General features: G+C 44.4%; 11 protein-coding genes. 10 read left to right on the top strand and 1 reads right to left on the bottom strand.

The annotated features are described in order from the left end of the window. Positions 1-63 precede the first annotated feature (63 nt). From H7708_RS02165 to purT, 10 genes are all read left to right on the top strand, one after another. Complete coding sequence (locus H7708_RS02165; protein WP_223668832.1) at positions 64-900, top strand: DUF6689 family protein; 837 nt, start codon at positions 64-66, stop codon at positions 898-900. Positions 901-914: 14 nt separating this feature from the next. Further along, on the top strand, positions 915-1,817 hold the full coding sequence (locus H7708_RS02160; RefSeq protein ID WP_223668831.1) for an FHA domain-containing protein: 903 nt from the start codon (positions 915-917) through the stop codon (positions 1,815-1,817). A 64-nt stretch (positions 1,818-1,881) separates the two neighbouring features. Further along, positions 1,882-5,259, top strand: coding sequence for a serine/threonine-protein kinase (locus H7708_RS02155; protein ID WP_223668830.1), 3,378 nt, complete (start codon positions 1,882-1,884; stop codon positions 5,257-5,259). Then, complete coding sequence (locus H7708_RS02150) at positions 5,256-5,984, top strand: sensor histidine kinase (protein WP_223668829.1); 729 nt, start codon at positions 5,256-5,258, stop codon at positions 5,982-5,984. The genes H7708_RS02155 and H7708_RS02150 overlap by 4 nt, the downstream gene beginning before the upstream one ends. Then, the gene (locus H7708_RS02145) at positions 5,984-6,619 is read left to right on the top strand and encodes a response regulator transcription factor (protein WP_223668828.1); all 636 of its coding nucleotides are present in this window, start codon (positions 5,984-5,986) and stop codon (positions 6,617-6,619) included. The genes H7708_RS02150 and H7708_RS02145 overlap by 1 nt, the downstream gene beginning before the upstream one ends. 110 nt (positions 6,620-6,729) lie before the next feature. Continuing rightward, complete coding sequence (locus H7708_RS02140) at positions 6,730-9,201, top strand: S8 family serine peptidase (protein WP_223668827.1); 2,472 nt, start codon at positions 6,730-6,732, stop codon at positions 9,199-9,201. Positions 9,202-9,375: 174 nt separating this feature from the next. Continuing rightward, positions 9,376-10,554, top strand: coding sequence for an acyl-CoA dehydrogenase (locus tag H7708_RS02135; protein WP_223668826.1), 1,179 nt, complete (start codon positions 9,376-9,378; stop codon positions 10,552-10,554). A 179-nt stretch (positions 10,555-10,733) separates the two neighbouring features. Next, positions 10,734-12,923, top strand: coding sequence for a carboxy terminal-processing peptidase (locus H7708_RS02130; RefSeq protein ID WP_223668825.1), 2,190 nt, complete (start codon positions 10,734-10,736; stop codon positions 12,921-12,923). A 278-nt stretch (positions 12,924-13,201) separates the two neighbouring features. Next, positions 13,202-14,143 (top strand): zinc transporter ZntB, encoded by a 942-nt coding sequence (locus H7708_RS02125; protein ID WP_223668824.1) that lies wholly within the window; start codon positions 13,202-13,204, stop codon positions 14,141-14,143. Between the two features lie 135 nt (positions 14,144-14,278). Continuing rightward, a complete protein-coding gene (purT, locus tag H7708_RS02120; RefSeq protein WP_223668823.1) occupies positions 14,279-15,460 on the top strand; it encodes a formate-dependent phosphoribosylglycinamide formyltransferase in 1,182 nt (393 codons plus the stop codon). A gap of 19 nt (positions 15,461-15,479) precedes the next feature. On the opposite strand, the gene H7708_RS02115 is transcribed toward purT, so the two are convergent. Next, complete coding sequence (locus tag H7708_RS02115) at positions 15,480-17,495, bottom strand: pyridoxal phosphate-dependent decarboxylase family protein (RefSeq protein WP_223668822.1); 2,016 nt, start codon at positions 17,493-17,495, stop codon at positions 15,480-15,482. Positions 17,496-17,575 lie beyond the last annotated feature (80 nt).

The following is a 17,575-nucleotide window of genomic DNA, read 5'->3' as shown; positions in this document are numbered from 1 at the left end:
TAAGTATTTTGAAATAGCGTTAGCATAAGTTGTATTGGGTTCTCACACTGCGAGGTTTTATATATGTCAGCTTTGAAAAAGCTTACTTTCACAGTAGTTCTTTTGATTCTTGGATTAAGTTATAGCTTTAAGAGTCACTCTCAAGCTATTGATATTACTGTGCATGGTAATAAAGTTGAAGCGGTGATCAACCTCACAGGGAACGTTGAAGCTGATTTTACGTTGACTTTTGAAAATACTGTTGGCTTAACAGCTGATAACCTTGGTATTACGGCTGAGTTAGTCGATATCACCGATTTGTCACTGTTAAACCGTTTACCTGATAGCCTTAATATCAATCTGTTATCAGCATTTCCGATGATGATTACAGTAGAGCCACCATCCAACAAAGGCTTTGCTTTCTCTGGCCTCGCAACTGTTGATATCCATACTCACAACCTGGAATATACAGCAGGCACTCCTTTAAGGTTCTTCAAAGCTCCTTTAGGTGGTCAGTTTAAAGACATTACCGCGACAATGGGCTCTGGTAGTTATCGAGCTCGGGGTACCACGGGTAAGTTTTCTCAATTCTTAATCGTCGCCGATCTACGCTCGCCATTGATGGTTATCAATACAAAATTCACACGGTTAAGTAATACATTGTCCGGTTTTTCGACTCAGATCGACCCGGTCACTTACAATGAGTTAAATACGAAGCTTAATGAAATTGATCAGCTGGTACAGCAGCAGAGCTACATTTTAGCCAGTAATAAAGTAGATGAGTTCAGCCGTTACGTGGATCAGCACAGAGGCGATAACATTCCTGATGTATGGCGTTCAAGCCGAGATATTGATAATGTCGCAGGGGAACTGATTGCACTTGCCAATACATTACGTTTCAGTTTGCGTTTGATTAATTAGTAAGAGGTAATGATATGCCAGCCAGAATAACAGCGTGTTATACTGATGAGCCGGCTAAGGAAAGCTTCTTATTTGAGAACTCGCAATATCGTGTAGGACGAAGCGAAGGGTGTGATGTCATATTGAATCACCCAAGTGTATCTCGTGAACATGCCACTTTAAACGCCCGGGAGGGTGCTTGGCAGTTGCATGATAAGTTGAGCGTTAATGGTCTTAAGGTTAATGGTCGAGAAGTGTCTGACAGCATATTATCGGCCAATGACATTATCACCGTAGGCGAAGTCGATTGCATATTTGAACTCAAGTCCGAGAACCAAATTCGAGCTATTAATGCCCATAACCAGTGGCGTATTGAGCAGTCCAGAAAGTCTTATAGTAAAGTTGCCGAGCAGTCGTTGATTCATGCTCTCGACGAGCAGTTATTTTCGTTATTAAATTTAACGGGAACACAGCGCGGTCTGGTGATGCTAGGCCATAATCCACAGGAGCTGTCTGTCTGTGCAGTTAAAGGCATGACTCAGCAGGACTTTAACCACCGTTCATTTGAAGGCAGCGTTGGTGCCATGCAAAAGGCACTTCAGCATAGCTCGCCTATCATTGCTATGGATACCAGTCTGGATAAACATCTAGCCGCTCGTGAAAGCATTCAGCGCAAAAAGATTGCTGCTTTAGCCTGTATTCCACTAATCAGTGATAACAAACTCATTGGTGTGGTCTATGTTGACAGCCATGAAGCTAACAAGGTTTTAACCGAGCTGGACCTTGAAATTTTGAATCTGATTGCTAAGCAAATCAAAATTAATTCAGAAGCTATTGTTTTACAAAATAAAATATCTGCTATATTAGAGAATATGCCCGATAAAGTACTTGCAGAAGAACAGTTATTAAAAATGCAGGTGCCCATCGCTATCCATTAAAAAATAATGGAGGCGTTAACTGATTGAGCCTATTATTGGCGGCAAGCCTTGGGAGTGCAGATACATGGGTCAAGATGGCTTAGATGACAACACTAAGTCTAATTCTCTAAAGAAGACACAGGTTTTAAAGCAATTTCAAACTTTAAGCGACGGCACCTTATTAATTGGTCGATTCGAAATAGAGTCAAAGCAGGGTTGCGGACGTTACGGATGCGTTTATAAGGCCAGAGATTTACAGCTGGATACTTTCGTCGCCATAAAAGTATTACACCCACACCTCATCAATGACGATAGCCTGCAAAGTTTCAAGAACGAAATTTTAACCCTCAGGCAGTTGTCACATCCCAATATTGTCCGTGTTCATGAATATTATCATGATAACAATATTCACTTTATCACCATGGATTGGATTGAAGGAAGAAACCTGGCCGATCTCGTTGAGCAGGAAGATCTTAGTCAGGACAAAGTGCTTTATTATGCTCGGCAGATCCTGTCTGCGCTTTCAATCACGGAGCAGAAAGGGGTTAGCCACTGTGATTTAAAACCCGAAAATATACTGGTTGATGCAAAAGATCACCTCTACGTTGCAGATTTTGGCGTCGCCTCGGCTCTGGGTAGTGAAACCGTCGATAGCATAAATGGTACGCCGGTTTACGCCAGCCCTGAATATTTAGAGTTTGGTAAGACCAATAAAACCACGGATATCTACTCTTTTGGGGTCATTCTTTTTGAGCTGTTAACGGGTAAAACGCCTTTTAAGGCGCTGAAACTGGACGATCTATTAGCAGAAAAAAAGCGTGGAGATTTTCACAAGTTACCTAAAAAATTCCGATTGTTTAAAGCTGTTACCGATGCCTGCCTGGCTCCCGAGCCAGGCAGAAGACCAAACAATCTTGCGGCATTATCTGAGCTGTTACGACAGACAGTTGATGTGAATCGCAAGCCATCAAGCAAGCTATATCCTGTTTTGGCTGTTTTAGGCCTGCTTCTTGTTTTGACTGGTGGAACTTATTTGTACTTTAATCCAAACGTTACGAATGATGACCGGAGCCTTGCCAGCCAGCAGAAGGGCAATCAGGCCGTGGCCGTTCTTCCATTTCGAGTTGAGGCAATGCCGGATCAACTCTGGCTAAGCCAGGGACTACCGACCGTGTTATCACAAAAGCTTGCCAGATCGGCTCAATTAAGGGTTGTCGGTACAGACAGGACGCAGCAAACTATGGACCTGTTAGGCTATTCATCGTCACTTAACGAGCAGAAGCTTTTAACCCTGAGTGAATTACTGCAAACCCCTGCTATGCTGGATACTGTTGTTACCTTAGTTGGTCCAGAAAAGTACCGTTTGCAAGCAACGATTATCGAAGTTGTTGGAAATAACCTGTCTCGACATTCGCTGGTGGCTTTTGAGGCGAATGAAGCGGAGCTGTCGGAAGAGCTGTTGCAGATTGCAGAACAACTTAACCAATATTTTGAGTTATCAACGATTGTAGAGCAGCACTCGATTCCGTCAGAGCTTTCATTACAGCGCTGGACCCAAATAGAGCTTTTGTTACATGAGCAAAAGTTCAGTCGTGCAATGGAGCAGTTACAGAGCGTTCTTGAAGAGTTTCCAGACTTTGCACAGGGCTGGTTTTTAAAGGGAAAAGTAGCGGCTGAAAGTGGCTCACTGGCTGATGCAGAAGGTGCATTTAATAAAGTGAAAAGCTTAACCAATCCAGAGCAGTTACTTCATCAACTTTCTAATGCTGAGCTTCAGCTTATTGCAGGAGATTTAAGTGCTGCTGCTGAAATTTATAGCACAGTGCTTGACCGTCTGCCGAGGCGCGATGATATAAGGTTTGAACTAGCGCAGCTGTATATTGAGTTAGAAGCATTAGAGAAAGCCGAAGCAGAGCTTAACCGTATCGTCGCTGAAGATCAGAATCATCCGTCCGCCTGGTATGAATTATCCAAAGTCGCTATCTGGCGGGGGGAAACTGAAAAAGCAGTTGATGATTATTTGGTTAAGGCCTTGGTTACGGCTAAAAAGCTGAAGAATGAACAGTTAAGAGGCGATGTGCTTAATGCTTTTGGTGTTGCCTACCATCGGCTGGGAGAGCTTGATCTGTCGCTCGACTATTATCAACAGGGCTTGGCCGCGAGAGAATCTATTGGCGATGCTCGAGGTATTGTTACCAGTTTATCGAATCTGGCATCAATCTATGCTATTAAAGGAGAGTTTGAAGAAGCGGAGCAACGTCTGTACCGGGCGTTGGAAGTGAATAAGCCGCGTAATGATGCTGCAAAGCAGGCGGATTTATACAATGAGTTAGGCATTATTGCAGAAGAGCAAGGTGCCTATGGCCAAGCCCTGGAGCACTTCAGAGCCTCGCTCAGTATTCGTATGAAGCTTGATGATGACTGGCTAAAGGCGGAAAGCTTAAATAATGTCGCCTATATTTACTTTTTATTGTCGGATGAAGAGCATGCCACAATTTATTGGGAGCAGGCCAAAAACTATTATGAAAAAGTGCAGGATCCAGTCGGCGTTATACGAGTGAATGAAAATGTCGCTCAGTTAAACCTGAGAAAAGGTGACTGGCAAGCAGCATTCCAGACCTTTTCCCTGGCGAAAGAGGAGTCGGAGTCTCTAAACCTGTTCGAAGAGAAAATTGTCGCAGAAGCGTACCTGGCTAAGATTGCTTTACTAAAGGGTAACTTTATTGAGCCACTGAATGAACTCCAAGAGATTAAACAACTGCTGGAAGAGCGTAAGGACGTTAGAGGTCAGCTGGAATTTGGATTGTGGCTAGTGGAGTGGCAAATTAATTCGGGTAATTATTCCGCTGCAGCTAACAGCTTGAACGCGGTTCAACCTTTACTAAAGCAGGAGCATAACCAATCGCAGCAAGTTATTTATCATGTCTTAAATAACCGTTTGCGATTGTATCAAAATCAAGACAGTGCCGAGGAGTATCAGACATTAACAGATCTCGAAGCGAAAGGGCTTACTTCCAGAGCAAAGATTAAACAGCTGCTATTTGAAATGGAAAGGTTGGTTTTGCTTGATTCAAACAATAATAAGCAAATAGAGCAATTGATTGGGGCTATAAAATCCTACGATCTGGAACTGCATCAGTTTGCTCGGTTAAGGTTATTACAGTTACAGGCGACCTATTACATTGAGCAACAGAACCTGGAACAACTCGAGGTGACCATCGAGCAGTTAGCCGAAAGCCAGCGCATGATTGGTGTACACTGGAGTGACTTTTTTACTCAGCGTTTAGTAGCGAATTATTACCGCTTACTGAATAAGCATGAACTGGCTGAGCAGTATCTAGAAATAGCCACATCAAAATTAGAAGAATTATTAAAGCAACTGCCAGAAGAGCAGCGGCAATACCTTATTTCACTGCAAGGACGTTATTCGTTTACTGATGATTTTATGGAGAACTTTTTATGACAGGTAAAGATGAAATAACGGACATGTTGAATGCTCTGAGTATGAAACAAAGTCAGCTTGCCGAGAGCCTCGCTGCTGGCAATACGCAAATGCGGAGTTTGGCAAAACGCGTATGGAAAGTTCAGGAAGATGAAAGAAAACATATTGCACGAGAGTTGCATGATGGGGTTGGGCAGCTGTTGACAGCGTTAATCAATCAGGTCGAGCAGACATTGAAAGAGGAAAAGGACGAAAATCTACAGCAGTCGCTTAAGGACAGTTTAGAATTAGCGCGTCAGGCACTAAACGATACCAGGAAGATTTCCCGGTTGATGCGACCACGAATATTAGATGATCTTGGTTTAGTGCCAGCCCTGAAATGGTTACGACGCATCATGCAGGAGCAAACAGATTTGACCATTGAGTTGGAAACTCACATTGATAAGGAGCTGGATGAAGAAACTCAAACTCTGGTATTCAGGGTTGTCCAGGAGGCGCTGACAAATGCCATAAAACATGCCGGAGCAAACCACATTAAAATTGATGTCGCCTCACAACCGTCTATCTTATTAGTTAAAGTCACCGATGATGGCGTGGGGATGGATACTAACAAAGCTTTAGGACCGGATGGTTTTGGTCTTTCGGCAATGCAGGATCGGGTGGCGGCATTTGGTGGTCAGCTGATGATCAACTCAGCGAAGGGGAAGGGCGCTGAAGTTAAAATGCTATTAATGGGGGAACATTAATGATTCGAGTATTAATTGCTGATGACCACACCATATTACGGCAGGGACTGGTCAGTATTCTGGAAAAGGACGAGGACTGTGTGGTGGTTGGTGAAGCGGCCAACGGGCTTGAGGCTGTTGAGAAGGCAGAAGAGCTTTCGCCACAAATCGCGGTTGTGGATATCAGCATGCCCGAGCTGAATGGTATGGAAGTGGTCAAACGTATTACAGGAAAGTTGCCTCAATGCAAAGTGCTGGTTCTTACCATGCACGAAGAAGAAGAATATGTAATTCATATGGTTAGAGCTGGAGCTTCAGGTTATTTATTAAAAGATAGTGCCAGTGAGGAGTTGATTCAGGCCGTGAAAGCTTTAGCTTCCGGGAAAAGTTATTTTAGTCAGTATGCGGCGCAGGTACTGGCTAATCAGTATAACCAACCGGAAGAGTGGAGCGATCCCTATAAGAACCTAACAAAAAGAGAACGAGAAGTGTTCCACCTGGTTATTGATGGAAAAACCACCAAAGAAATCGCACGTTTACTGGATATCAGCGTGAAAACAGCTGAAAATCATCGCGGCAAGGTATTGGATAAATTAGGTGCTGCCAACTCGGCAGAGCTGGTAAAATACGCTGCTCAACATAAATTATTGATATAGCTGATACCCTCTAGGTGTTGTTTCTCTAGTTACTAGGGGATTTCCCTAATTATAAAAAGTGTTGCGACATGTCAAGCTCATAAGTGAATTTCCAAATGGGTGGGTTAAACATGACAACACAATCTTTCTTTAAATCTAAACCTGTACAGGGCGCATTGCTTGCCGCAGGTATAGGTCTTTCTTCTTTTGGCTTGTCTGCAAAGTCTTTGGGTCCACATCTGACCGAAGCATTGCCGGATGCGCTTAACACTGACCAGTTTGAAGTTATCATTACTTTCGAGGGTGATGGTCCTGCGACTGAGTCACAAATTAGTGCACTTGAGCAATTAGGCATCAGCAAGGGTGTGATCTTACAGAATGTACCGATGATTGGTACGGTTGCTACCAAACAGCAAATCGAAACCATTTACTCGCGTGACGATGTACGTTCGGTATGGCATAACGCTGAGCTGACTTATGACAATCAGGAAGCAACTCAGTTAACCGGCGTCGATCGCTTACGTGCAGATCAATCTATTCGTATCAACGGTGTACCGGTTTCTGGCCGAGGCGTTGGTGTTGTCGTCAATGACTCTGGCGTTGATGGTACACACTCAGATCTAAAATACCCTAACCACGTTGTACAAAATGTTTTAGCGCAAACTAACCTGAACTCTGTAGATACCATGCTTCCTATCACCTATCAGGAAGATGTACCAAACACGGATTTAGCTGGTGGTCACGGTACTCACGTTGCCGGCACAATTGGCGGGAACGGTAGCATGTCGAGCGGGGAACAGGAGGGAGTCGCACCAGGAGCTGACATTATTGGTTATGGTTCTGGCGCTGGCCTTTTTATTCTGGACACATTGGGTGGTTTCGATTACGCCTTAACGCATCAGTACGACTACAATATAAGAGTTATTTCTAACTCTTTCGGTAGCACCAGCGATACGGGTTCTGACTTTAATCCAGATCATCCGACAAACGTTCTGACTAAAGAGCTGAGTGATAACGGTGTTATCGTTGTGTTTTCAGCGGGTAACTCGGGTAGTGGTGAAGCGACTATCACGGGTAACTTTAAAAAGGCACCTTGGGTGGTAACTGTTGCTGCTGGCGATAAAGATGGTAATTTGGCTGACTTTAGTTCTCGAGGCGTGAAAAACGGCGGTGGAACAGTTGAAGTCGATGGTGAAACGTTTGAGTGGGTCGATCGCCCAACCATAACGGCTCCAGGCGTTGACATTGTTTCTGCTAGAGCTTCTCTTGGAAGTACTTCTCTATTAGGCACAGCAGACGATTCAGAAGTTCTGCCGGCAGATCAGGTGCCTTACTACACTATTATGAGTGGTACTTCGATGGCTGCCCCTCATACCTCAGGTATCGTTGCTTTAATGCTGGAAGCTAATCCGTCGCTGAACTGGAAAGATGTAAAGCGTATCCTGCAGGATACTGCGACTAATATGCCTGGTCTTGAGCCATGGGAAGCCGGTGCTGGTTACATCAACGCCTATGCGGCGGTACAGGCGGCACTGGATGAAGCAAAAGATTTCGGTGAAACAACAAAAGTTAACCGTGAGTTTAATGCCAGCGCGAATACTTCCGTTGCCGATCAATTCCAGTTAGACGTGGATTTCGCACCAGCAGGTGATAACCCAGGTGAAAACTTTACCGTTGGTCAGGACATCTCTCTTATTATGGCGCGAGCTAATATCTCTGATAATACAGTTGCTCTAGTACTAACGAGCCCAACAGGCAAGCGTTATGGCTCGAGTATTGCTTTGCCAGTATTAGGTCAGAATGTCGCTGTAACCGCTCCTGGAGAGCCGGGTACCTGGAATCTTACGGTTAAAGGTATCGGTGGCATCTCTGGCGTTGACGTTGATCCGGTGGATGCAACCAATGGTTATGCACTGCCTGACACTATTCCTGTCGACGTCAAGTTTGTACAGGTTGATGGCTTTAGCGGTATCGATGACACGCAAGGTCATATTGCGCAGTCATTTATTGAGTACGCGGTAAGCGAACAGTTGGTTGATGCGTTGGCAGATGGTTTTTATCCCGATGTTCTGATAACCCGTGCTCAGTTTGCTGATTATCTCACGCTAGGCGCAGGTATTCGCCAATCTAACGATGCTGCTGACTCTAAGTACATCGATGTGAGTGCTGCTGATGCTGCTGCTATTAACGCGGTCACCGACACTGGTTCGGCTCTTAAAGATAGAGTTCAGGAGCAGGGTCCGGTAATGAAAGCCGATAACATCACATTCGACCCTGGCGCTGCGGTAACTAAGCTTGATGCAGCTTACTCACTTGTACAGTCACTTGGGCTGGAAGGTGTTGAATCAAGCTATAGCAGCGGCTATTTGACGGCCATCTATGGTGATGAACGAATCATCATTGCCGATGCTGGTAACATTCCTGAAAACTTAAAGCACTATGTTCAACATGCATTGGATCTTGGCATTATCAATGCACGTTTTGAAGTGGAGCAAGGTCCGTTCGATTTAGAACCAACCATTACCGCTTACTTCGATCCAGGTAAACCGATGAGTCGTGCTGCAACAGCTGTAGCGCTAACTCGCCTGTTCGCCTCATTCTAGGCTCCAGTGGGAGACTTTATCCAGGGACGGACTTTTTATTACCCCAGGGCCAGCTAAGGACAGCTGGCTTTTCTTTGTTTCTAATTATCACATCAGACCAGTGGTTAGAGACTGGTGATATTTGCTAAGATTGCGTATATTCCATTCATCAATTTTTATACAACTACAACGAATATGTCTAAAGCCTTACTCGAACATTGGGATGATATCCTGCTACTGGATGAGCAGTTAACTGAAGAAGAGCGCTTAATCAGAGATACTGCCCGCGATTACTGTCAGAACAAACTCATGCCTCGTGTGCTAGAAGCAAACCGTCATGAGCACTTCCATCGTGAAATTATGAATGAGCTGGGTGAACTTGGTCTGTTAGGCTCAACCATTGATGGTTACGGCTGTGCCGGTGCTTCTTACGTTGCTTATGGGCTAGTTGCTCGTGAGGTGGAGCGAGTCGACTCAGGTTACCGCTCGGCATTGTCGGTTCAATCCAGTTTGGTAATGCATCCCATCAATGTATACGGTACAGACGCGCAAAAAGAAAAGTATCTACCAAAACTGGCCACAGGCGAATGGGTAGGTTGTTTTGGTCTGACTGAGCCTGATTCTGGTTCGGATCCAGCCAGCATGAAAAGCCGTGCTAAGAAAGTTGATGGTGGTTATTCGCTAAGTGGTACCAAGATGTGGATCACCAATTCACCTATTGCTGATGTATTTGTCGTTTGGGCAAAAGACGATGAGGGCGATATTCGAGGTTTTATTCTTGAGAAAGGGATGGAAGGGCTTTCCGCACCGAAGATTGAAGGTAAATTCTCGTTAAGAGCCTCGACTACTGGCGAGATCGTGATGGATGACGTTTTTGTTCCTGAAGAGAACAAGTTCCCTGAGGTTAAAGGGCTTAAGGGACCGTTCGGCTGCTTAAATGTTGCTCGTTACGGTATTTCCTGGGGAGCTCTCGGTGCAGCTGAGTTCTGCTGGCATGCAGCTCGCCAGTATGGCTTAGACAGAAAACAGTTTGGCAAGCCTTTGGCCTCTACTCAGCTATTCCAGAAGAAACTGGCTGATATGCAGACAGAAATTACGATAGGTCTGCAGGGGGCATTGCGAGTAGGGCGTCTAATTGATGAGAAACGTTTTAAGCCGGAGATGATATCTCTGGTTAAGCGTAATTCTTGTGGTAAAGCGCTTGAGATTGCACGTATGGCGCGCGATATGCATGGTGGTAATGGTATCTGTGATGAGTTCCACGTGATCCGCCATGCGATGAATCTGGAGGCTGTGAATACCTACGAAGGTACGCATGATATCCATGCTTTGATTTTAGGTAGAGCACAAACAGGCCTGCAGGCTTTTATGTGATACAAGGCTGTATAATAAATAAACGAAAAAGGGCCGGACAGGCCCTTTTTTAGTGATGGAAACGGCTGAATCACACTTTTTAACAGACTAAGGCTTGTATTTTACGTAAATTTACGCAACCTTAGGGGTGATAGACAGTCTATTTTAAAGACGGATTTGACACGATTGAAGGTTATTAAATGATAAAGAACAAGTGGTTTATAGCTTTATTGGCACTGACAGTATCGTTAGGTGCTGCGGCTGATAAGACAAACAACAAGAGCCCTAAAAAGTTAGATAAAGAGTTGCACCAGGAAGTATACTCTTTGCCGGCACCAGCCAGCATTGGAATGGAGCCGGAGACAAAGTTTCGGGAAACCGGGCGCCTGGTAGCTTTTTTGCTATTACAGAGCCATTACTCTCATCCCAAATTTAACGACGAACTGTCTAAAGAGACCTTTAAGCAATACGTTAAAGCTTTTGACCCAAACCGCAGTTACTTTTATGCCAATGATATTGAGCAGTTAAAAGTGTATGAAGACAAGTTTGATGATGCGCTTCGAACCGGAAAAATAGAACCTGCGTATACCTTTTTTGAGATTTTTGAAGAGCGTTACCGTGAGCGCTATGAGTACGCTTTGAAACTGCTCGACAAGCCACTATCTTTTGATGAAGATGAAGACTTTGCTTACGACAGGACCGAAGCTGAGTGGGCTACAACAGAAGAGGAGCTGAACGAAATCTGGCGCAAACGAGTAAAGAATGATGCGCTGAATTTAAAGCTGGCTGAGCAAAACGATGAAGAAGTTAAAGAGAAGCTGAAGAGCCGCTATCGCTCTGCCATTCGTCGACTTTCACAAACCAACAGCGAAGATGTTTTTGGTTATTTCATGAATGCTGTCAGCTCAGCGATTGATCCTCACACCGCTTATTACACGCCTCGTCGCTTTGAAAACTTTGCGATTAACATGAGTCTGAAGTTACAAGGTATTGGTGCTGTTTTAACGCAGGAGGATCAATTTACTAAAATTGTTTCTGTGGTCAATAAAGGGCCTGCTCAAAAATCGGGGCAAATTCATAAAAACGATAAGATTATCGGTGTCGGCCAAGGCGATAAAGGTGAAATGGTGGATGTGATCGGCTGGCGGAATGATGATGTTGTTGATTTGATTCGCGGCGAAGCGGGAACGGTTGTTCGTCTACAAATCATTCCTTATACCGATGCCGGCGATGGTATGCCGAAAGTGGTACGTATCGTTCGCGAAGAGATTAAACTCGAAGATCAGGCGGCGCATTCAACTACCATGGAAGTCGAACAGGATGGCAAGGCTTATAATCTTGGCGTCATAGAGTTACCATCATTCTATTCCGAAGCTGCTGCACGCGACGGCGAGTCTGATGGCGAGGTTACCAGTACCACCAAAGATGTTGCTCGCTTAATTAAGCAGCTGGAAAAAGAATCCATTGATGGCTTGATTATCGACTTACGTAATAATGGAGGCGGGTCATTAAATGAGGTTGTTGACCTTGTTGGTTTGTTTATTGACCAAGGTCCCGTGGTTCAGGGCCAAGATAGCGGCGGTCGTTTACGTGTACTGGAAGATGATGATGGTAAAACATTATACGATGGTCCTTTGGCGGTTATGGTGAATGGCTCTAGCGCTTCAGCTTCTGAAATCTTTGCGGGTGCAATCCAGGATTATGGACGTGGTGTTGTCATTGGTGAAAATACTTTTGGTAAGGGCACGGTTCAGAGTGTAGCCAACTTAGATCGCTATCTACGTGATCCAGAGGTAAATGTTGGTGCCTTAAAATTAACCGTTGAGAAGTTTTATCGTGTGACGGGTAAAAGCACACAAAATAGAGGCGTTTCTCCAGACATTGCATTCCCAACAATCTTTGACCATAAAAAATACGGCGAAAGCTCTTATGACAATGCATTAGCCTGGGATACGATTAAAACGGCAGACTTTGAGCCAGCTGGTGACTTGCATGACTTCTTACCGTATTTAAAGTATCGCCATGAACAACGCAAAGAGTCGAATGAAGAGTTTGCTTTCTTTGTTGATGATATTGAGCGAGCCAAGACAGAACGTGATAATGAGGTTGTTTCGCTAAACTATGAAAAGCGTCTGGCTAAACAAAAGGAAAATGATAAGTTACGTCTGAAAAGAGAAAATATTAAGCGCAAAATGCAAGGTTTGGAGCCTTTAGCTAAGCTTGATAAAGAGCAGGATGAAGAGTCTGAAGAGGATACCGAAGAGCAGTCAGAGGAACCCGATGTTCTGCTGAAAGAGGCGGGTAATATTTTGTCTGATTTGATTACGATTCAGGCTAAGCCAGAGCTTATCGCTCGATTTGAAAAGAGTCAAAAAAGCAAAGAGCTTTAATCAGCTACCCTACAAACCTCTTCCTAAAGCCTTAACTAGCTGTTAGTTAAGGCTTTTTGTTATGCCCCAAAACCTGATAGTCTATGCTGGGAGAGTTGCAGTTAGAGCTGCTGTATGCGGGGTTGATCATCAAAGGTTATTATCTCAACTGATAGTGAGCTTGGCGTGGTTTTATCTTCGTTACTATAAACTGTATTTTCGGAACCTGATTTAGCTGATATGAAAACAGTGCGTTGCAGGTTAGATCCAGCCAGACATAAATAGGAGAGGTAGTTGCCATGAGCGTCGTTAGGTACGATATTAGTGATGGTGGAGCCTTGTTAACTGAAGGGAAGTCAGAAGAAAAAGCTTATCGCTGGTATCACATGAATTACTCCGTTGATGAGGATAGGGACTGGTTAAGTTCACGAAAGGATATTAACGACTTATTTAAAGAGCAGTTGCTTAAAGCAGAAACTCGACCGACTTTTTATCAGGAAGAAAGCTCTATTCTGGTTTGTCTGAGAGGCGTTAATTTAGACCCTGAGTCAGCACCAGAAGATATGATTTCAATAAGACTCTGGATGAATCAGGATACAGTTATTACGAGTACCAACCGTAATAGCCTATCGTTACAGGATATCCATAAAAGCTTACAGAACTCGTTGGGACCAAAGTCGCCAGGGGAGTTCGTTGCTATTTTAATTGAGCGACTGGCCCTTCGTATCGAAGAGTTTTTTGAGCAGTTTGAAGAAGAGCTGGATCGCCAGGAAGACAATATTGAGCAGGCTGATAGCCGCGAAGCTGGAGTTGACCTGGGTGGCTTAAGACGCCAGGCAGCGACAGTGAAACGTTATTTAACTCCACAAAAGGAAGCTTTAGATAAACTTCAACGTACCGATAGCCGGTTATTTTCACCTCAAGCACTTGAAAACATGAAAGATGATCGCGATAAGTTTGCCAGACTGTTAGAAGACCTGGAATTGTCTCGAGAGCGCTCCATGGCATTACAGGAGCAGCTGTTGGCCAGAATTGGCTATGAGCAAAATAACCGGTTATATGTCCTAGCGATCATTTCTGCCATATTTTTACCGCTGACATTTTTATCCGGCTTATTGGGTATGAATGTTGCTGGCCTTCCAGGAACGGAAGACTCCTATGCTTTCTGGATCGTAAGCGGTATTTGTTTATTGATTGGTATCGGTTTGATGTTTTGGTTTAAATATAAAAAGTGGTACTGACAACTAAATTCTTGCTCGAACAATCTGTCCCAGATCAAAGCCTAACCAATCAAATAACTCTAAAGTTTGCCAGTAATTGCACTTAGTGACAACGACTGCTAATCTTAGGCACTTTATCATTACTGCTTATTACATATGCCTACAATAGGAACTCCACTTTCAAACACTGCAAAAAAGGTCATGCTTCTTGGCTCTGGGGAGCTGGGGAAAGAAGTGGCCATTGAGCTTCAGCGATTTGGCGTCGAAGTCATTGCTGTAGACCGTTATGATCACGCGCCAGCCATGCAGGTTGCTCATCGAAGTTATGCTATTAACATGCTTGACGGAGCAGCCTTGAGGGAACTGGTTGAGCAAGAAAAGCCCAATCTGATTGTTCCTGAAATTGAAGCTATCGCAACCGAAACATTATTGGAGTTGGAAAGTGAAGGCTTTACCGTTATTCCGACAGCACGGGCAACCAATTTAACGATGGATCGCGAAGGTATTCGCCGTCTAGCGGCAGAAACGCTAGGTTTGAAAACTTCGCCATACCAGTTTGCGGATACTTACGAAGAATATAAAGAATCGGTACAAAATGTTGGTATTCCATGTGTCGTTAAACCAGTTATGAGTAGCTCAGGTAAGGGGCAGTCGACCATCAAATCGGAAGCAGATATTGATAGCGCCTGGCACTATTCTCAAGAGGGCGGACGCTCGGGTGAGGGGCGGGTTATTGTAGAAGGTTTTGTCGACTTTGATTATGAAATTACATTATTGACGGTCCGGGCCGTTAATGGCACTTTTTTCTGCCAGCCTATAGGCCATATTCAGGAAGACGGCGATTATCGTGAATCATGGCAGCCGCAACCTATGTCTGACAAAGCTTTAGCTGAAGCTGAGCATATGGCCAAAGCGATAACGGATGATTTAGGCGGATACGGTATCTTTGGCGTTGAGATTTTTATCCAGGGTGATACTGCTATCTTCAGTGAAGTGTCGCCACGCCCGCATGATACAGGCCTTGTGACTCTGGCATCACAGGACTTGTCGGAGTTTGCACTTCACGCCAGGGCAATTCTCGGCTTGCCTATTCCTGTGATAAGACAGAACGGACCATCGGCTTCAGCGGTGATATTGGTTGAAGGCGAATCAGCAGAGGTGACCTTTGGTAATCTGGAAGACGCTCTCAAGCAGGCAGATACTCATTTGCGTCTGTTTGGCAAACCCGAAGTAAAAGGTCGGCGCAGAATGGGCGTTGCGTTAGCGTCTGCTGACAGTATTGACGAGGCAAGAGCGAAAGCGCGTCAATGCGCCAGTTCGGTGACAACGTCTCTTTAACACAAAGATCTCAGGCAGTTCATACTGCCTGAGCTTTTCTAACCAATGCTGAGTTAAATTCGTTATCAAGATTATCGAGAATTAACTCCTCTAGATAATCGCAATATTTAGTAACGTAATCAGTCCCATCGTTATCACTGACCAGCCATGGGTTCATGATAGTGTGACGTAACAGCATGAGTCTGTCACTCTGTCTGCTCTTATGTTCGACTTTTTTGACATAGTCATCAGGCATAACTCCCAGCATATGGCACAGCTCTTCCGCATGACTATCGCTCACATTCCTTCGCATCAGGTGGGTACTGGAACCAATAAATTCCTGATCTCTGGGAGAGGTTTCTCGAGAGATTTTTAATTTGCTATAAATCTGCTGGGTAAAAGCATTGAGTTTAACCAGCGAGCGATTGTTGACCGGGTTAATCGCAATGCATATTAAATTGGTATCCGGTGTGTAGGGCAGGCACAGTGTCACGTGCTCTTTTAAACGTTCCTGTAGCTCCAGTAGTTTGTCATAAAAGTATTCGGCTGTTTTAATACTCTGTCGTATGACTCGTCCAAAGTGGTGATGGTTGAGTGGCAATACCTGGTGGGTAACATAAGCCGCAGCTGCTACAGAACCAGGCTTTGAGCCCTCCATGATAAACTGACCTAATTTTTCAAACTGCTGGCTGGCCGGGTGATGGTCGAGTGTTTCCGTTTCCTCGAAAACATAAGGCGCTTCCTGTGTCAGTAGTTGAGTGATTTCCTGGTTGCGACTGATAAAACCGCCCGCACCGAAGGGAAGGTAGCCAAGTTTGTGTGGGTCAATAGTAACGGAGTCGACATCTTTGATACTGGTTATTGATTGATATACCTCATCTGATGGGAAGTAATTAAATTTCTCTTTAATATGATCATGACTTACTTCCGAGCCGTCTTCTTCTCTAAACATTGAAGCTAGATAACCCCCCCATGCGGCATCAACGTGGGTGTAGAACTCAAGGCCTTTAGCTCGATAGTCGTCCCGCAACTGAAGTATTTCATGAATGGGATCTATCGTACCGAATTCAGTCGTCCCTAAAATTCCCACGCAAGAAAGGATTGGCATATTTTTGTTTAAAGCGCTTTCTAGAACCGTTCTTAAGGATCCAGTATCCAGTCGCATATTTGAGTGTACCGGTATTTTTATCAGTTGATCGGAGCCAAAGCCCATGACTCGCATCGCTTTCTGCCAGCTATAATGTGCTGAACTGGGTACTAAAACCAGAGGTTGTTTTAAGCCGATATGTCTGGTGAAAAAGTAAGCTGGGCCTAAAGACTCTATACGCTCCTGATCAACGCAGTCTTTATAGTCTAATAAGAGATTCGTGCCCAGCTCTTTAACCGTACTTTCTGTTTCCTCTTTTAACGCTAAGACCTGATCAATGGATAGGTTACTGAGCTGCCATAAACTGGCATCAATTAAAGGCTTATTCAGAATCTTGCTACTTGGCAATGTAAGTTGCAGCCGTTTAGCCGCTTCGGCTAATGCAATTGGGTAGTATTTGGCTGCTCGGAAATTCCACAGGCTTTCGTAATTGGCAACAGTACCTCCGGACGTTAAATGACCCCAGGCGCAGGGAGCTTTATCTTCATCAATATTAAAGCCAAACATTTCTGCATATTGCTTTCCAACTTTCAGTTCTAAATCAACAGTCACTGTTGCAGCTTCAAATGAAACATTATTTGGGTTGTACAGAGTTGTGATCATTTGTGCGATCAAACCGGGCATCATTAGGTCGGAGCACATATGGCCGATATAGCGTGGGCTAAAAAAGGGTACCGACTGTTTTAAAGAAGCGGTCAGTTTATGCAATTCGGCCCGCAATTTAGCGATTGCCTGCTGGTATTCTGGTTCCTGCGAGGCAAAAGTCGATATGGAGGGCAGATCTTCTGGGTGAATATTTCGTCGCCAGTAGATATGGTCCCGTAACAGTTCGGTTAAGACTTTTTCAAATATATCGTTATTTTCCCCGTAAGGGCCTAAGAAATAAGGTGCTAGAAATTCCAAATTCATAATATGCTTCCTGTATTGTTTAGAACAGCATATCCGCTCTAGAAAGTGTTTTATTGATCGCAATCAATCCGCTGCTTAAC

This window comes from Kangiella shandongensis, from assembly GCF_020005365.1.
Classification (GTDB): domain Bacteria; phylum Pseudomonadota; class Gammaproteobacteria; order Enterobacterales; family Kangiellaceae; genus Kangiella; species Kangiella shandongensis.
The sequence above is the reverse complement of the archived record's forward strand: the minus strand, read 5'-3'. Positions and strand labels throughout refer to the sequence as shown.

Coding starts and splice junctions, on each gene's coding strand:
- H7708_RS02140 (WP_223668827.1), top strand. CDS start 6,730: ATGACAACACAATCTTTCTTTAAATCTAAACCTGTACAGGGCGCATTG.
- H7708_RS02145 (WP_223668828.1), top strand. CDS start 5,984: ATGATTCGAGTATTAATTGCTGATGACCACACCATATTACGGCAGGGA.
- H7708_RS02165 (WP_223668832.1), top strand. CDS start 64: ATGTCAGCTTTGAAAAAGCTTACTTTCACAGTAGTTCTTTTGATTCTT.
- H7708_RS02125 (WP_223668824.1), top strand. CDS start 13,202: ATGAGCGTCGTTAGGTACGATATTAGTGATGGTGGAGCCTTGTTAACT.
- H7708_RS02135 (WP_223668826.1), top strand. CDS start 9,376: ATGTCTAAAGCCTTACTCGAACATTGGGATGATATCCTGCTACTGGAT.
- H7708_RS02150 (WP_223668829.1), top strand. CDS start 5,256: ATGACAGGTAAAGATGAAATAACGGACATGTTGAATGCTCTGAGTATG.
- H7708_RS02130 (WP_223668825.1), top strand. CDS start 10,734: ATGATAAAGAACAAGTGGTTTATAGCTTTATTGGCACTGACAGTATCG.
- H7708_RS02115 (WP_223668822.1), bottom strand. CDS start 17,495: ATGAATTTGGAATTTCTAGCACCTTATTTCTTAGGCCCTTACGGGGAA.
- H7708_RS02160 (WP_223668831.1), top strand. CDS start 915: ATGCCAGCCAGAATAACAGCGTGTTATACTGATGAGCCGGCTAAGGAA.
- purT (WP_223668823.1), top strand. CDS start 14,279: ATGCCTACAATAGGAACTCCACTTTCAAACACTGCAAAAAAGGTCATG.
- H7708_RS02155 (WP_223668830.1), top strand. CDS start 1,882: ATGGGTCAAGATGGCTTAGATGACAACACTAAGTCTAATTCTCTAAAG.